We start from the raw sequence: 14,795 nt of genomic DNA, 5'->3' as shown, positions 1-14,795 counted from the left end.
GATACGCCAGTTGGCTGGACGGACCGCAGCGCCCTCGGACTACTGCCGCAGATGGGGCAATACCAAGTCAAACCTGGTGACAAGCTCACTGGAGGTCACGGCAACGGAGCCACCATGTGCCTCCGCAATCGATTTCACGATGGCAAGGCCAAGGCCGGCGCCCGCCGTATTTCGTTGCCGTGCCGGATCAACTCGGTAGAAGCGATTGAAGAGCTTTGGTAGATCGGGCTCAGGAATTCTCTCACCGGGATTGACCACACTGATCGTTGTCCATTGCTCATCCTGCGAAAGCAAGACCGTGATGCTCTTGCCGCGAGGCGTGTGTCGAATTGCATTCGAGAGAAGATTGTTCAGCGCCCGGGTGAGCATTTCCCGATCCGCCGCTATGCTGCCGATCGCCCCTTTAACACCAAGCGTAATGCCGCTATCTTCTGCCAGCGCCTCGAAATAGTCGAACAGACTCCGCACCAACTCGGACAGATCAATGGTAGACAGACGCAAGTTGCGGGGATCATTTTCCGTTTGGGCAAGAAACAGCATGTCTCCAATCATGCGTCCCATCCGATCAAACTCTTCCAAATTTGAATAGAGGATTTCTCTGTATTCCTCGTTGCTGCGCGGCTGGCCAAGCGCCACGTGGGTCTGCGTGACCAGGTTGGTGACGGGCGTGCGCAACTCGTGCGCGATGTCTGCGGAAAAGTGTGATAGCCGGGTGAAGCCTTCCTCGATTCTCGCCAACATATCGTTGAAGGCGAATACCAGTTCCGCCAGTTCGATCGGCACATCCCGAGGATCCAGCCTCACATCCAGCTTTGAAGAGCGAATCGCCCGAATCTCTTCATTGACCTTGCGAATCGGCAGGTGGCCCCACTGCACCGCCAGCCAAGCCACACCGAGCGCCAGACACATGACCAAGCCGGTTGCCCACCAGAGCATGCGCTTGAACTCCGCCAGGAAGTCGAGATGAAAGCCGATGTCCATGGCGGCGACGATGCGGTAGCCGGGCGCCGCTGAAGCGTCAGCAGGCAGTTGTATCACCACACCTCGATATGACCTCTGATCCTCCTGCCACACGATCAAATCGTCAGCGGTGATGCGGTTGACCAACTTTTTGCTACTGGCAAGTCTCGACAGGTCAGGGCCGGGCGTGGCATAGATGCTATTGCCAGACCCATCGTAGACGCCGTACGTCATCCCATGATGCCCTGCGACTGCGTTGGCCAAGTGTTGCTTCAGTTCGTCGCTTGCGATGTCACTTGCAAGCTGGCGCAAGGGCTGAGCCAAAGCGGTTGTCACTGCCTCCAGTTCGTGGGCATCCTGTTGAGCAAAGTGGTGCTCCAACGACCGGAGAATGACCCAGTTGAACACAAGAAACACCAAGGTCGTGGCGATACCAACCAGGGCCGTGACCCTTAATGCAAGCGACGCTGGACGGCTTTGCCGCGGCTTATGGCGAAGGGGCATCATCGGGCGCATCGAGCGTGTATCCCATTCCACGCACGGTGTGGATGAGCTTCGGATTGAACGCATCGTCTATCTTCGCGCGTAGACGGCGGATGGCTACATCGATGACGTTGCTGTCGCTGTCGAAATTCATGTCCCATACCTGCGACGCGATCAGAGAACGTGGAAGGACCTCCCCCTGGCGACGGGCCAGGAGCTCAAGCAACGCGAACTCCTTGCTGGTGAGATTGATGCGTTGGCCAGCGCGCGTTGCGCGCCGGCGCGCCAAGTCCAGTACCAAATCGGCAACCTGGATGCGATCAGGCTGGCTCGGAGCGCTTCCGCGTCGCAGCAGCGTCCGCACCCGCGCCAGCAACTCAGAGAACGCGAATGGCTTGACGAGGTAGTCGTCCGCTCCCAGTTCCAATCCCTTGACACGGTCGTCTACACCGCCACGCGCCGTCAGAAAGAGCACAGGGACCTGTTTACCGGCATCTCGAAGGGCACGCACGATGCGCCAGCCATCGACATCCGGCAGCATGACATCCAAGACCACCAGATCGTATGTCTCGCCCATGGCCAGGTGGTGTCCGTCCAATCCGTTGCGCGCCAGATCCACGACGAATCCCGCCTCCATGAGACCTTGGCGGACGTAATCCGCCGTCTTGTTCTCGTCTTCAACGACCAGCAGTTTCATCGCATGTCCCATGAAATCGCTACGGCGCGGAAAAATAGCCGCTCACGATGTACGCATTCATCCACTTTCAATCAGCAATTTACTGGTTGCCAGCTTCCACGAACATGACCCGAACATTACATGAATGTAATTCAGGGGTCATTCGGTGGAAAGTGCCCAACCCATAGCATGACCTGCATTGCGTCGAACTGTGCCGCTCAGGATGGGGTGGCGTTTAGAACGACTTCCGAGTCATCTATGGAGGATTTCAGGCCATGCCGCATCGTTCACCCTTTTTTATCGTGCCCCCACAGGGCCTTTCTCGTCGGCGTTTCGTCCAAGGGTTAGCCGCCGGCGGCGTTCTCGCTGGGCTGTCCACGCCGGCGTTCAAGGCATTTGCCCAGCAAGGCTCCGCGACGCGCGGTGCCGCCCCTGTGCTGAAGGGCACCGAGTTCGACTTGGTGATCGCCGAATCGCCCGTGAACTTCACGGGCAAGCCAGGCGTGGCTACGACCATCAACGGCTCGCTGCCGGCACCGACATTGCGTTGGCGCGAGGGTGACACCGTCACAATCCGTGTGACCAACAAGCTGCGTGAAGCCACATCCATTCACTGGCACGGGATCATCCTGCCGTATCAGATGGATGGCGTACCGGGCATCAGCTTCAATGGCATCGCTCCCGGCGAGACCTTCACGTACCGCTTCAAGGTCCAGCAGAGCGGCTCCTACTGGTACCACTCGCACTCCGGCTTCCAGGAACTCACGGGCATGTACGGGGCGATCATCATCGACCCCGCTGGCGCCGAGACCATCCGCGCCGACCGTGACCACGTGCTGCTGTTCTCGGATTGGACCGACGAAGACCCGATGCGGGTGTTCACCAAGCTCAAGTCCCAAAGCGACTACTACAACTACAACCAACCTACCGTCTTCGACTTCTTCCGGGATGCCTCGCGCGACGGCACGGCCGCTGCGATCGACAAGCGCAAGATGTGGAACGAGATGCGGATGAATCCGACGGATCTCGCAGATCTGTCTGCCGCCACGCTGACCTATCTGGCCAACGGCGTCACCCCCGCCGGCAATTGGACGGCGCTGTTCCGACCGGGTGAGCGCGTGCGGCTGCGCATGGTCAACGGTGCGGGCAACACCTTCTACGACGTACGCATTCCCGGACTGAAACTCACGGTGGTGCACGTCGATGGTGTTGACGTGGAGCCGGTGACCGTCGATGAGTTCCGATTCGGTCCTGGCGAAACCGTCGACGTGATCGTCCAGCCACGGGATGACGCTTACACGATCTTCGCCCAGGCGATGGACCGGACAGGCTACGCGCGTGCCACGCTGGCCGTGCGTGAAGGTCTTCAAGCTCCCGTGCCTGCCCTCGATCCGGTCGAATGGCTGACCATGAACGACATGATGGGCGGCATGATGGGGGGCATGGACCATGGCGGGTCCGGCCAGGCCATGGAGATGACCGGGATGACGGGCATGACGGGCATGACGGGCATGACGGGCATGACGGGCATGACGGGCATGACCGGGATGGGCTCGGGTTCGATGTCCGGGATGGATCATGGGGCGATGGCTGGCATGAATCACGGCGCCATGAACCACGGTGGCATGGCGATGGATCACAGCCAACACGCCGCGGCGGCGGGGGGCCTGGCCGTGCCCAGCACTACTGCTCGCCACGCTCGCACCGAGTATGGTGCCAGCACGGACATGCGCGTTGACATGGCGCGCACCAACCTCGATGACCCCGGCATCGGACTGCGCAACAACGGTCGGCGCGTGTTGACCCTCGCGGATCTGCATACCCCGTCGGGGCCGCTGGACAAGAGAGGCCCTGGCCGGGAGGTCGAACTGCACCTCACGGGCAGCATGGAACGCTACGCGTGGTCCCTGGACGGGCTGGAGTTCGGAAAGTCCACGCCGGTGCACTTCAAACACGGCGAGCGGCTGCGGGTCATTCTGCACAACGACACCATGATGACCCATCCCATGCACCTGCACGGCATGTGGAGCGAGCTCGAAAGCCCCGACGGTCGCTTCCTTGCGCGCCGCCACACCCTGCCGGTGCAGCCGGCACAACGCATCAGCTTCCTGGTGACAGCCGACGCGCTCGGCCGCTGGGCGTGGCACTGCCACCTGATGTTCCACATGGATGCCGGCATGTTCCGCGAAGTCGTGGTGTCTTGAACCCAGCGCACAAGGAAGACCAAGAATGTCCAAAGCACTCCCCACTCGCGCACTGGCCACGACGCTTCTGGCCCTGGTAAGCGTCGCCGCCCAGGCACAAGCACAGAACGACCATGCAGCGCACGGCCAGGCCGACGCTCAAACGGCCGCGCCATCCACTCAGACCGTGGCTCCTGCCGCCGACCCGCACGCGGGTCACGCGACGTCGGCGAGCGGCTCGACCGCGGCCCCGGCCATGGATCACGGCAACATGCAGATGCAGGGCGGGTCGGCGCCTCCTGACGCCCGCGATCCGCATGGCTACTCCAATGGCCTGACATTGGGATCGGGCGACTACGCCGTACCCGGTGTGCCGCGGCTGATGCTGGCCGACGAACACAGGTTCTTTTCGTTGCGCGGCGAAACCCTGGAACGCCGCTTCACGCGCAAAGGGGACGATTCCACGGCCTACGACCTCCAGGCGTGGTATGGGACGACCTACAACAAGGCCGTCGTGAAGGCCGAAGGCGATATCGCCAAAGGAAAGCTCGAAGAATCGCGTACCGAGCTTCTCTGGGGGCACGCCGTCGCACCGTACTGGGACACCCAGCTCGGCGTTCGGGTGGATAACGGGGAAGGCCCGAGCCGTCAATGGTTGGCTTTCGGCATCCAGGGCCTCGCCCCCTACTGGTTCGAGCTGGAGGCGACGGGCTACGTGGGAAGTGGTGGACGTACGGCGCTGCGTGTCGAAGGCAGCTACGAGCTGCTGCTGACCCAGCGACTGATTCTGGAGCCTCGCGCCGAGTTGCAGTTCTATGGCAAGGACGACCCGGAACGCGGTATCGGCAAGGGCCTGGCCGAAGCGTCTGCTGGCTTGCGCCTGCGCTATGAATTCAGTCGCCAGTTCGCCCCCTATATCGGCGTGGAACGGGCGGGCAGCTTCGGACGCACCGCGGACTATGTGCGTGCCGAAGGCGGCCGTGCGCAGCAGACGCGCTGGGTGGCTGGCGTGCGATTCTGGTTCTAGAACCTAGCGGGTTCGATCATCTGATGAGAGGCAATCTATGAACATGCACTACGACAGAAGCCAGGGCAGAGTGCCGAGACGCCAGGCATTGATCGCTGGCCTGTTGGTGATGGCACTCGCAGGACCGAGCTTGGCGCAGAGCCGACCGATTGCCAAGGTCTGGAAGGACCCGAGCTGCGGATGCTGCAAGGACTGGGTCTCACACCTGCAAGGCGCAGGCTTCGATGTGCAGGTTCTCGACACCGGGAACACCGCAGCGCGCACGCGGCTGGGCATCCCGCAGAAGTACGGTTCTTGCCACACGGCGCAGATCGGCGGCTATGCCATCGAGGGTCATGTGCCTGCCTCGGACATTCAACGCTTGCTGCGCGAAGCCCCGCAGGCCATCGGCCTCGCGGCGCCGGGCATGCCGGTCGGTTCGCCCGGCATGGATGGTCCGGCCTATGGTGGACGCAAGGACGCCTACGACGTGCTGCTGATCGGGAAAAACGGTAGCAGCACGGTCTATCAGTCGCATCGCTGACCATCCATCAACCCTTCTCCGTGGAGATATGCCATGCAGCATCAGCACACACAGACCCCCAGCGATCGCCCCCGGTTCTGGCGATCGCGCTACGGCGTGGCGTTCCTCATCATCGCCGCTGTCGCCGCGTATTTCCTGCTCAAGGAGCACACGGCGCATGTTGCCGGCTATCTCCCCTTCCTGCTGCTGGCGGCTTGTCCGCTGATGCACCTGTTCATGCACCGTGGTCACGGCCACGGCGGACACGATCATGCCGCGCGTCAGGGTGAGGAAGGTGCCGCAGCCTCCAAGGAGCAGAAGCAATGAGTCGAGGCACTCGCACCGTGCGAGCACGCGACGCCGCGCTTGTCTCCTTGCGCGCCTGCGGCCTGCTGCGATCACCAGACACCAAAGGTTAACGGCGGAGGGCACTTGTCACTATGAATTCACCCAGTAAGTCTTCAGGACAGGAGCACGCAGGCATGGTGGCGGGTGCCGCAACGTCCGGCCCGCATACGCACCACCATCACGCCAGCCATGCTGGAAGTGACGACGCGGGCGGGTCCTCAAGCCACACGCAGCCCGATGCCGCGACGCGAGATCCGGTGTGTGGCATGGCGGTCACGGCGGCGTCGCAGCACCGCTCCACGCACTTGGGGAACACGTACTTGTTTTGCAGCACCGGATGCAAGGCCAAATTCGACGCCGATCCGGCGCGATATGCCAGCGGTGACGCGGGCATAGGCACAGGCAGCGGCCATGCACCGCATCACCATGCCAGCACCGCAGTTTCACCGGCCCCGGCGGCATCGCCAACCGCGCCCGGAACCATCTACACCTGCCCGATGCACCCGGAGATCCGCCAGGATCATCCGGGAACCTGCCCCAAGTGCGGGATGACGCTGGAGCCTCTGCTGCCCGACCTCGATGACGACAACCCGGAGTTGCGTGACTTCTCGCGTCGCTTCTGGTGGACCTTGCCGCTGACGCTCGTGGTCCTGGCGCTGGCGATGCTGGGCGAGCGGCTGCACCTGATGGACATGGCTACACAGAGCTGGGTCGAGTTGGTGCTGTCGTTGCCGATCGTGCTGTGGGCCGGCTGGCCCTTCTTCTCCCGCGGCTGGCTGTCCGTGGTCAACCGCAGCCCGAACATGTGGACACTGATCGGCCTGGGAACGGGTGCGGCATTCATCTACAGCGTTGTGGCAACCGTTGCGCCGGAAGTGTTTCCAGCTTCCTTCATGTCCATGGGACGGGTCGGCGTGTATTTCGAGGCCGCCGCCGTCATCATCTCGCTGACACTGCTCGGCCAGGTGCTGGAACTCAAGGCCCGCTCCCAGACTTCGGCGGCCATCAAGTCGCTGCTGGGGCTGGCGCCCAAGACCGCGCGGCGCATCAATGCGGACGGCAGCGAGGAAGACGTGCCGCTCAGCCATGTGCACGTCGGCGACCTGCTGCGCATCCGACCCGGCGAGAAGGTGCCGGTGGATGGCACCGTGCACGAGGGCAGCAGCTCGATTGACGAATCCATGCTGACTGGCGAACCGCTGCCCGTCAGCAAGCGCGCGGGCGACAAGGTCATCGGGGCCACACTCAACACCAGCGGCGCGCTGGTCATGCGTTCGGAGCGGATCGGCTCGGACACCGTTCTGTCGCAGATCGTCCAGATGGTCGCCCAGGCGCAGCGTTCCAAGGCACCGATGCAACGCATGGCCGATGTCGTTGCCGGCTACTTCGTGATGGCCGTCGTCGCCATTGCGGTCACGACGCTCTTTGTATGGGGATTCTTCGGGCCGCAGCCCACCTGGGTCTATGGTCTGATCAATGCGGTGGCCGTCCTGATCATTGCCTGCCCGTGCGCGCTGGGTCTGGCCACGCCGATGTCGATCATGGTCGCAACGGGCCGTGGCGCCACGCAGGGCGTGCTGTTCCGCGATGCCGCGGCGATCGAGAATCTTCGCAAGGTCGATACCCTCGTCATCGACAAGACAGGAACCCTGACCGAAGGCCGACCTGCTTTCGATCAGGTCGTCGCAGCACCCGGCTTTACGAACGATGAGGTGCTGCGTCTTGCGGCCAGCCTGGACCAGGGCAGTGAACACCCCCTGGCCGACGCCATCGTGCAGGCCGCGCGTGCCCAGGGCCTCCAACTCGTGAAGCCTCAGAGCTTTGAATCGGGAACCGGCATCGGCGTGCGCGGAAAGGTTGAGCACCGGCAACTGGCGTTGGGCAACACAGTGCTGATGGAACAGTCTGGCGTATCGGTGGAACCGCTCGTACCCCAGGCCGAAGCTCTGCGCGGCGAAGGGGCCAGCGTCATGTACCTGGCGGTGGACGGGCAGCTCGCGGGCTTGCTCGCCGTATCCGATCCGGTCAAGGGCAGCACCCCCGAGGCCCTGGCCGCGTTGAAGGCTGCGGGCCTGCGGGTCATCATGGCCACCGGGGACGGGCAGACCACCGCCAAAGCCGTCGGTGCACGCCTGGGCATCGACGAGGTGCATGGTGAGGTCAAGCCGGCGGACAAGCTCATGTTGATCGAGCGGCTGCAGAAAGAAGGACGCATCGTCGCCATGGCCGGTGACGGCATCAACGACGCGCCGGCCTTGGCGAAGGCAGACGTGGGCATCGCCATGGGAACGGGAACCGACGTGGCGATGAACAGCGCCCAGGTCACGCTTGTCAAGGGCGACCTGCGTGGCATCGCTGTCGCTCGCACGCTCTCGGTGAGTACCGTGCGCAACATGAAGCAGAACCTCATGTTCGCCTTCCTCTACAACGCGCTGGGCATCCCCATCGCCGCCGGGGTTCTCTATCCCCTCACGGGCTGGCTGCTGTCGCCGCTGATCGCAGCATTGGCGATGAGCCTGAGTTCGGCGTCCGTCGTTGGCAACGCCTTGCGCCTGAGAGCGAGCCGACTGTGACCGGATTTTCTTTCTGAACCTACAGGAGCCTGCTATCGCCCAGCGAACCGTTTCTTTCGTTCCACGCCGTTGCGAAGGTGCAAGCCTTATCTCGGCATTTCGTTCTTAAACCACACCTCACACATCCAGGTAGAAACTTCTATGACCCGTTCACATTTCATCGCCAAGCTCGTCGCGCCGATCGCTGCTGGTCTGTTCGCCACCGCCGCATTCGCGCATCCTTCGCTGGTGTCTTCAACGCCGGCCGACAAGTCGCAGGTTTCCGCGCCAGCCACCATCGAGCTGAAGTTCTCCGAGACGCTGGTGCCGCAGTTCTCCGCCGCGAGCCTTGTCATGACTGGCATGCCGGGAATGGCGAGCCATGGCCCGATGAAGATCAACGCCAGCGTCGCGGCTGCCGGCGACGGCAAGACCATGGTCATCACGCCGGCACAGGCGCTCCAGCCCGGTGACTATCGCGTCGAATGGCGTGCCGTCTCCTCGGACACGCATCCGATCACGGGTAACGTCACCTTCAAGGTGAAGTAAGCCCATGGCCGGGGATTGGTTGACCATCGTCCTGCGCCTGGCGCTGTATCTGGACCTGGCGGCGGCTTTTGGCGTCGCCATGTTCGGTCTCTATGCTTTGGGCAACGACGAGCGATCCTCGACGATCTCGCGCCGCTATCGCGTCCTCATTGGCGCATCCGCTGCCATCGGCATTGCCCTGTCGATGTGGGGCATGACGGTCATGGCCAAGGCCATGTCCGGTGCCCAGAGCTACGCGGAGCTGTCAACGCACGTCTTCGACATGCTCATTACGGGCACGCACATGGGCATCGCCTGGTGCATTCGCATCCTCGCGCTGTTGGTGTGTGTGCTCGTCGCAATGTTGAAATTGAACGCTACCTTGCGATTTGCAGTGATGGCGCTCTCCACCGGCGTGGCGCTGGCGACCCTTGCGTGGGCAGGCCACGGCGCGATGGACGACGGCGTTCGCGGCTACATCCATCTTGCGTCGGATATCACGCACCTCTGGGCAGCGGGCGCTTGGGTGGGCGCATTGGTGGCGTTCTTGATGCTGGCATGCCACAAGCGGGATGTCGCGCAAGACCCGGTAGCGGTCCTCAGTCGGACGTCGAATGGCTTTGCTCGCATAGGTACAGCGATCGTGGCTGCACTCGTCGTGAGTGGAATTCTCAATTACCTGTTGATCGCCGGACCATCGTTTGATCCGCTCATCTCGACGCTGTATGGCCGGCTGCTGATGGTAAAGCTCTTGCTTTTCGCAGGCATGCTGGCGTTGGCTGCTGCCAATCGGTATCGGTTGAGCCCGAGCCTGGAGGCAGCTTTGAAGGCAGGCAATCGCGCACAGGCAGTCATCAAGCTTAGGCAGAGTCTGTTCACGGAGGCGACCTTGGCCGTTTTGGTTCTGGCGAGCGTTGCATGGCTTGGCATCTTGTCTCCCACTGGAACCTAGTCCTTCATGGGCGGCAGATGACAGCACATGAATTGAATGTAATGCACGAGTAAGCGCTCTGTAGACCGCCTGCTTCTACATTTAACGACGCGGCGCAAGTTGTCGTCGTTTTTACAAAGGAGTCGATCATGAAATCGCAAATTGTCATTGCCGCCCTGTTGAGCGCTCTCTCCGTGCCAGCCTTCGCCGGTCATGCAGCAGCCCAAGCAGCCAAGGAAATGGTTCCCTTGGCTGACGGGGGAACGCTGTACATCTTCAAGGACGGAAAGATGGCACAGGAAAGCCGCTTCGGGCGCGCCGTCTATCTCAATGTCGGAGCTTCGGTGTCGACGAAGGATGGGCGCAACATCGCGATCACCAGCAATGAAGTCGCTCGCCTCGGGTCGCTGCTACAAAAAGAGCACGGCGGATGACGCCGCGGGTGTGCGGTGCTTTTCAAAGCTTCTGCACAGTGTGACAGAGACGCGCGCCCCGATCGGGCGCGCGCGCGCTTGGGACGCGTCACGAGCAACCACGAGCGCTCAAGATGCCAGTTTTTGCGATGTCAAGCGCATCAACTTCCCTGAAATGGATCCAGCCTCCCCGTCCACCGTGATTCGTCCACGGGACATCTGGCGCGAATGAGAACTTGCGAGGAGCCCGATTTATGGAGTTGCGTCATCTACGATGCTTTGTCGTCTTGGCAGAGGAGTTGCATTTCACGCGGGCGGCCGAGAGGCTGCATATAGAGCAACCCCCCTTGTCTCGCGCGATCAAGGAATTGGAAGATGAGCTTGGGGTCACGCTGTTTGACCGCGACCGCAGGGGCACACGGCTGACCGTGGCGGGGGCGGCATTCTTGCAGGACACCCGCCGACTCTTCACTGTCCTGGAGCAAGCGCGTGAGAATGCCAGAGCCATTGCCGCGGGCCTGAGGGGCAGCCTGCGCATTGCAATTTCCGATGGTGCGATGGACCCACGACTATCGGCGTTCCTAGCTCGTTGCCGCGCGGAAGAGCCCGAGGTCGAGATACGTCTCTCCGAGGTACCGCTGACCGAGCAGATACGGGGCCTACGGTCTGGCGACTTCACGATCGGATTTGCACACGCGGCGGATGTTGGCGAAGGCATCGTGGCTGAACCGATCTGGCGAGACCCGATTGTGATCGCCGTGCCAGCGCGGCACTCGCTTCTTGCGCACAAGCAAGTTCCGCTGAACGAACTTCAGGGTCACCCACTGGTTCTGTGCGACAAACTGGCCTGCGAAGGCTACTGCCGAGAACTAAATCGGCTGCTACAGGTTCTGGAACACAGACTCAACGTTGTCGAAGAAGTGTCGTCGCTGGACATGATGCTAACGCTCGTCGGCGCAGGCTATGGGATTGGTTTCATGACGGCGACCAAGATTCCCATCAGCCAGAGGCCGGACGTGGTGATTCGCCCTCTGGCGCAGGACACGGCGGTAATCACAACCTATCTGCTTCGGCCAGAAAGCAGCAACTCATCGGTTTCGCTGGATCGCTTCATCGAACGTCTGCGAGGACCTCCGGATGACTAAAGCGTCAATGCCTATCTGAATCGTGCGCCGCGGCACGAAGATTGCGTTCGGCTGCGCTGACGAGTTCCGCAGCACTGAGCTTGAGTCCGGCGGCGATTCTTAAGATCAGAGCGAGAGTGGGCATGTGCTCCCCACGCTCTATTTTGCCCATGTGCGATCGCTCGATCCCTGCTTTCGCAGCCAGTTCTTCCTGAGCAACACCTTGCGTCAGGCGGGCGACACGAACGGCCGCTCCGAATGCCAACGCTGGCTCGGCGTCGAAAGTGGTAGTTCCTGGGGGACGGCCTCGTCGGACAGTTCGCTTCTCCATCTTTGGAAGCGTCGAACAGTCCAAACAATTTAACCACGTTAAGTTTAACTCAAACTAGCTATCATGAAGACTTTCCATCCTTGTCTTATCGCTTCTTGGGGCCTCTCATGCACGACGCCACCAGCCCACGCCCACAGCTCAGGCTCGCCATAGCGCCTGGTGTGGCCTCTTCGTACCTAGCTGCATTGCTTGCCCTGCAGCGCGCGGAGGAGCCCGAAGTTTCTATGGAATTTAATGAGGTTACGACGAGCGATCTCATTACAGGCCTCTACAAACGGCGCTTCGACGTCGGCCTTTCTCTGAAGCAGGTGAGCGATTCTTCGCTGAAGAGTCTTTCTATTTGGTTTGAGGCGACAGCTCTTGCCACGCCGCTGCGATACCCACTGCTCCGGCAGCAGTCAATCAGAATAGACGAACTTAAGGAGCACTCAGTGTTTCGATGGAAGGCCGAATATTCTCCTTTGCTGGACCAGTACCTGTCCTCCATGTCATCAACGGAAAGGCCGAATGTCCACCATGTCAGTTCTTTTGAGATGTTATTGCTCTGGGTCGCAGCTGGATATGGCGTAGGGATTTCTTCGCGATCACGCATCGAAACGGCCAGCCAGTGCGGAATCTGCACGCGCCCAATAGCCGATGGCCCCTACGAGGTCATTACGCACCTGCAGCGACTCTCGGGACAGACGAATCTTGTAGCTGATCGATTTGAGCTTAGAGCCTTGCGAGTTGCCGAGGCGCGTAAAGCATGACAACCACGTGCGGTGCCCGCCCTTGCCGGTGGATTTGCAGCGGGTGCCGGTTCGGGCCAAGGCGCCGTCCAGACGCATCAATTCATCCTGGAAACTGACCTTGATCAATTCAACTCCCTACAACTTCCAATAGCATGTCCGCATGATCGGCTTAAGGCGCCTTCTCGCAAGATGGAGCCGCTGGATTACCAGCGGCCTAGTCGTGACCTTGCTTTTCTCGCAGGTTGCGATGGCGATGTACGTCTGTCCCAAGCCAGACCCGAGGGCATCTGTGGAAACCACGCAAATGCGTGCCACGATCTCGATGCAGCAGGCTGACAAGTTGCCAATGTCGGATTGCACCGGCATGCCTGATTCCATGGACAGCGAAGCGCCACAGTTGTGCCACGCTCATTGCAGTGGCGATTTGGAGTCGGCGCTTTCATGGCAGGGGCTGGACATTCAGTTTCTCGCGGCGCACGTGATGTGGCTCCCCAACTCGCTGCCCGGGTTGGTTCTCGACCGGGTAGCCCTCAGGCGGCACGTTACCTACATTCCTCCCAATCCCCGCGCGGGCTTTCCGCCAATCTACCTCACGTTCCAAGTCCTGCGGAATTGATTTATGTGTCCGTGCTCGCCGCGCACCGATGCGGCAGACCCCGTGATTTCGTGAATACCAATTCCGAGGACAACCATGTTTACTCCCTTTTTTGGCGCCCCCGAGGGGCGCCCGTCGGCGTACGGCCGAGGCACAACGCCGGCCTCGATGCGATTGCATCGTCTGAAAGCTATCAGCATCGCGTTGGCGGGCAGTGCGCTTGTCTCGCCTGTAGCCTACGCCCTCGATTTTGCTGAGGCACGCCTTATCGCGGAGCAGCAGAGCCCACGCATAAGCGCGCAGCAGTTGCAGGTCAACGTCGCCGAATCCGTGCAGAAGGCAGCAGGCTCGCTGCCCGATGCCAAGCTCTCGCTCGGCATCGAAAACTACCCCATCAGCGGCATGGATCGCTGGAGCATGACGCGCGAATCCATGACGATGCAGCGCCTGGCGCTCATGCAGGAAGTGCCCAACAGGGCCAAGCGCGACGCCCAGGTCGCCAGTGCGCAGGCGCGTGTGGATCGAGAGCGCGCGGCGCTGGTTTTGCAGCGATTGCAGATCCGCCAGGAACTCAGCCTGGCGTGGATCGCCGCGCAGGCGGTGGAGCAACGGGAGATACTGCTGACGGAACTGCTCGCGGAGAACCAGCGCCTGCAAGACAGTCTCCCCGCTCGCGTCGCCGGCGGCACGGCCCAGGCTGGCGACCTGTTGGTCGCGCAACAGGAGGCGCTGACACTCACGGACCGCCGTGACGATCTACAGCGGGACCGGGCCAAGGCCAGGGCCGCATTGCGGCGCTGGGTGGGCTCCAGGGCCGACGAAGCACTGCAAGGCGATCCAGGCCCGCTCACTCGACCCGTCGCGCAACTGCGCACAGAACTGGCGAATCACGCGGAGCTTGAACTCTATCCGGCGATGCAAAGCATGGCCCGGGCCGAGTCCCGCGAAGCCCAATCAGAGACCCGCGGCGATTGGGCCTGGGAGATTGCCTATAGCCGGCGTGATCGCCGATGGGGCGACATGGTGTCATTCCAGGTGACATTCGATCTGCCATGGCAGAAGGATCGACGCCAAGTGCCCATGATCGAGGCAAAACGGCACGAGTTGGAGCGTCTGGACGCCGAACGCGAAGACGTGGCGCGGCGGCATTTGCAGGAGTTGGACGACAGCGCCGCCGAACTCCAAGCGTTGAACAGCCAGATCGACCGCCTGCAGACCGCCGGCTTGCAGCTGGTACGGAACCGAGCGGCGCTTGCGCTGAGCAACTACCGATCCGCCAAGGGGGACCTGAGCGCTGTGCTCAGTGCACGCGCCCAGGTGCTGGAGACGCGCATGCGTCTGATCGACCTCGGAGCGCAGCGCGACAGCCTCGTCGCCCGACTGAACAGCCTGATCGCGGACTGAGTGGAGA

General features: G+C 61.7%; 15 protein-coding genes. 12 read left to right on the top strand and 3 right to left on the bottom strand.

Translation table 11 applies throughout. The annotated features are described in order from the left end of the window. Nucleotides 1–39: 39 nt before the first annotated feature. Entirely contained in the window at nucleotides 40–1,476 is a 1,437-nt protein-coding gene (locus N5K27_RS27405; RefSeq protein WP_279820688.1) for a Cu(+)/Ag(+) sensor histidine kinase, read from the bottom strand. Further along, nucleotides 1,448–2,140 (bottom strand): heavy metal response regulator transcription factor, encoded by a 693-nt coding sequence (locus N5K27_RS27400; RefSeq protein ID WP_034137596.1) that lies wholly within the window; start codon nucleotides 2,138–2,140, stop codon nucleotides 1,448–1,450. Before N5K27_RS27400 ends, N5K27_RS27405 begins: the two co-directional genes overlap by 29 nt. 254 nt (nucleotides 2,141–2,394) lie before the next feature. On the opposite strand from N5K27_RS27400, the gene N5K27_RS27395 reads away from it, so the two are divergent. The 9 genes from N5K27_RS27395 (at nucleotide 2,395) to N5K27_RS27355 (ending at nucleotide 11,748) form a co-directional block, all read left to right on the top strand. Beyond that, nucleotides 2,395–4,323, top strand: coding sequence for a copper resistance system multicopper oxidase (locus tag N5K27_RS27395; RefSeq protein ID WP_279820686.1), 1,929 nt, complete (start codon nucleotides 2,395–2,397; stop codon nucleotides 4,321–4,323). 25 nt (nucleotides 4,324–4,348) lie between these two features. Next, on the top strand, nucleotides 4,349–5,329 hold the full coding sequence (locus N5K27_RS27390; RefSeq protein ID WP_005408883.1) for a copper resistance protein B: 981 nt from the start codon (nucleotides 4,349–4,351) through the stop codon (nucleotides 5,327–5,329). Nucleotides 5,330–5,366: 37 nt separating this feature from the next. Next, nucleotides 5,367–5,852 carry a DUF411 domain-containing protein gene (locus tag N5K27_RS27385; protein ID WP_279820684.1) on the top strand — a complete coding sequence of 162 codons (486 nt, stop codon included), beginning with the start codon at nucleotides 5,367–5,369 and terminating at the stop codon, nucleotides 5,850–5,852. A 33-nt stretch (nucleotides 5,853–5,885) separates the two neighbouring features. Further along, entirely contained in the window at nucleotides 5,886–6,158 is a 273-nt protein-coding gene (locus tag N5K27_RS27380; RefSeq protein ID WP_006226242.1) for a DUF2933 domain-containing protein, read from the top strand. 287 nt (nucleotides 6,159–6,445) lie between these two features. Further along, nucleotides 6,446–8,752 carry a heavy metal translocating P-type ATPase gene (locus N5K27_RS27375; protein ID WP_279820682.1) on the top strand — a complete coding sequence of 769 codons (2,307 nt, stop codon included), beginning with the start codon at nucleotides 6,446–6,448 and terminating at the stop codon, nucleotides 8,750–8,752. Nucleotides 8,753–8,893: 141 nt separating this feature from the next. After that, nucleotides 8,894–9,280, top strand: a complete 387-nt coding sequence (copC, locus tag N5K27_RS27370) for a copper homeostasis periplasmic binding protein CopC (protein WP_003090319.1) — start codon at nucleotides 8,894–8,896, stop codon at nucleotides 9,278–9,280. A gap of 4 nt (nucleotides 9,281–9,284) precedes the next feature. Then, complete coding sequence (gene copD / locus N5K27_RS27365) at nucleotides 9,285–10,211, top strand: copper homeostasis membrane protein CopD (protein WP_213155064.1); 927 nt, start codon at nucleotides 9,285–9,287, stop codon at nucleotides 10,209–10,211. Between the two features lie 128 nt (nucleotides 10,212–10,339). Then, entirely contained in the window at nucleotides 10,340–10,624 is a 285-nt protein-coding gene (locus N5K27_RS27360) for a CopK family periplasmic copper-binding protein (RefSeq protein WP_003090336.1), read from the top strand. A gap of 233 nt (nucleotides 10,625–10,857) precedes the next feature. Further along, entirely contained in the window at nucleotides 10,858–11,748 is an 891-nt protein-coding gene (locus tag N5K27_RS27355; RefSeq protein WP_003097524.1) for a LysR family transcriptional regulator, read from the top strand. Between the two features lie 4 nt (nucleotides 11,749–11,752). Here the strand turns inward: N5K27_RS27355 and N5K27_RS27350 are convergent, their stop codons facing one another. Then, nucleotides 11,753–12,058 (bottom strand): helix-turn-helix transcriptional regulator, encoded by a 306-nt coding sequence (locus tag N5K27_RS27350; protein ID WP_003097526.1) that lies wholly within the window; start codon nucleotides 12,056–12,058, stop codon nucleotides 11,753–11,755. A 107-nt stretch (nucleotides 12,059–12,165) separates the two neighbouring features. Here N5K27_RS27350 and N5K27_RS27345 point away from each other — a divergent pair, with 107 nt between their 5' ends. The 3 genes from N5K27_RS27345 to N5K27_RS27335 all read left to right on the top strand — a co-directional run bounded on the left by N5K27_RS27345 (nucleotide 12,166) and on the right by N5K27_RS27335 (nucleotide 14,788). Continuing rightward, entirely contained in the window at nucleotides 12,166–12,807 is a 642-nt protein-coding gene (locus N5K27_RS27345; RefSeq protein ID WP_213155065.1) for a LysR substrate-binding domain-containing protein, read from the top strand. A gap of 286 nt (nucleotides 12,808–13,093) precedes the next feature. Further along, the gene (locus N5K27_RS27340; RefSeq protein WP_213155066.1) at nucleotides 13,094–13,405 is read left to right on the top strand and encodes a hypothetical protein; all 312 of its coding nucleotides are present in this window, start codon (nucleotides 13,094–13,096) and stop codon (nucleotides 13,403–13,405) included. Nucleotides 13,406–13,480: 75 nt separating this feature from the next. After that, nucleotides 13,481–14,788, top strand: coding sequence for a TolC family protein (locus N5K27_RS27335; RefSeq protein ID WP_279820677.1), 1,308 nt, complete (start codon nucleotides 13,481–13,483; stop codon nucleotides 14,786–14,788). Nucleotides 14,789–14,795 lie beyond the last annotated feature (7 nt).

Origin of the sequence: Pigmentiphaga sp. GD03639 (genome assembly GCF_029845405.1) — a bacterium.
In the GTDB taxonomy this organism is placed as follows: domain Bacteria; phylum Pseudomonadota; class Gammaproteobacteria; order Burkholderiales; family Burkholderiaceae_B; genus Pigmentiphaga; species Pigmentiphaga daeguensis.
This window is presented reverse-complemented; position numbering and strand designations above follow the sequence as displayed.

Bases quoted from the DNA above. Each gene is read 5' to 3' on its own strand.
- N5K27_RS27405 (WP_279820688.1), bottom strand. From the start codon at position 1,476: ATGCGCCCGATGATGCCCCTTCGCCATAAGCCGCGGCAAAGCCGTCCA.
- N5K27_RS27400 (WP_034137596.1), bottom strand. From the start codon at position 2,140: ATGAAACTGCTGGTCGTTGAAGACGAGAACAAGACGGCGGATTACGTC.
- N5K27_RS27395 (WP_279820686.1), top strand. From the start codon at position 2,395: ATGCCGCATCGTTCACCCTTTTTTATCGTGCCCCCACAGGGCCTTTCT.
- N5K27_RS27390 (WP_005408883.1), top strand. From the start codon at position 4,349: ATGTCCAAAGCACTCCCCACTCGCGCACTGGCCACGACGCTTCTGGCC.
- N5K27_RS27385 (WP_279820684.1), top strand. From the start codon at position 5,367: ATGAACATGCACTACGACAGAAGCCAGGGCAGAGTGCCGAGACGCCAG.
- N5K27_RS27380 (WP_006226242.1), top strand. From the start codon at position 5,886: ATGCAGCATCAGCACACACAGACCCCCAGCGATCGCCCCCGGTTCTGG.
- N5K27_RS27375 (WP_279820682.1), top strand. From the start codon at position 6,446: ATGGCGGTCACGGCGGCGTCGCAGCACCGCTCCACGCACTTGGGGAAC.
- copC (WP_003090319.1), top strand. From the start codon at position 8,894: ATGACCCGTTCACATTTCATCGCCAAGCTCGTCGCGCCGATCGCTGCT.
- copD (WP_213155064.1), top strand. From the start codon at position 9,285: ATGGCCGGGGATTGGTTGACCATCGTCCTGCGCCTGGCGCTGTATCTG.
- N5K27_RS27360 (WP_003090336.1), top strand. From the start codon at position 10,340: ATGAAATCGCAAATTGTCATTGCCGCCCTGTTGAGCGCTCTCTCCGTG.
- N5K27_RS27355 (WP_003097524.1), top strand. From the start codon at position 10,858: ATGGAGTTGCGTCATCTACGATGCTTTGTCGTCTTGGCAGAGGAGTTG.
- N5K27_RS27350 (WP_003097526.1), bottom strand. From the start codon at position 12,058: ATGGAGAAGCGAACTGTCCGACGAGGCCGTCCCCCAGGAACTACCACT.
- N5K27_RS27345 (WP_213155065.1), top strand. From the start codon at position 12,166: ATGCACGACGCCACCAGCCCACGCCCACAGCTCAGGCTCGCCATAGCG.
- N5K27_RS27340 (WP_213155066.1), top strand. From the start codon at position 13,094: ATGCGTGCCACGATCTCGATGCAGCAGGCTGACAAGTTGCCAATGTCG.
- N5K27_RS27335 (WP_279820677.1), top strand. From the start codon at position 13,481: ATGTTTACTCCCTTTTTTGGCGCCCCCGAGGGGCGCCCGTCGGCGTAC.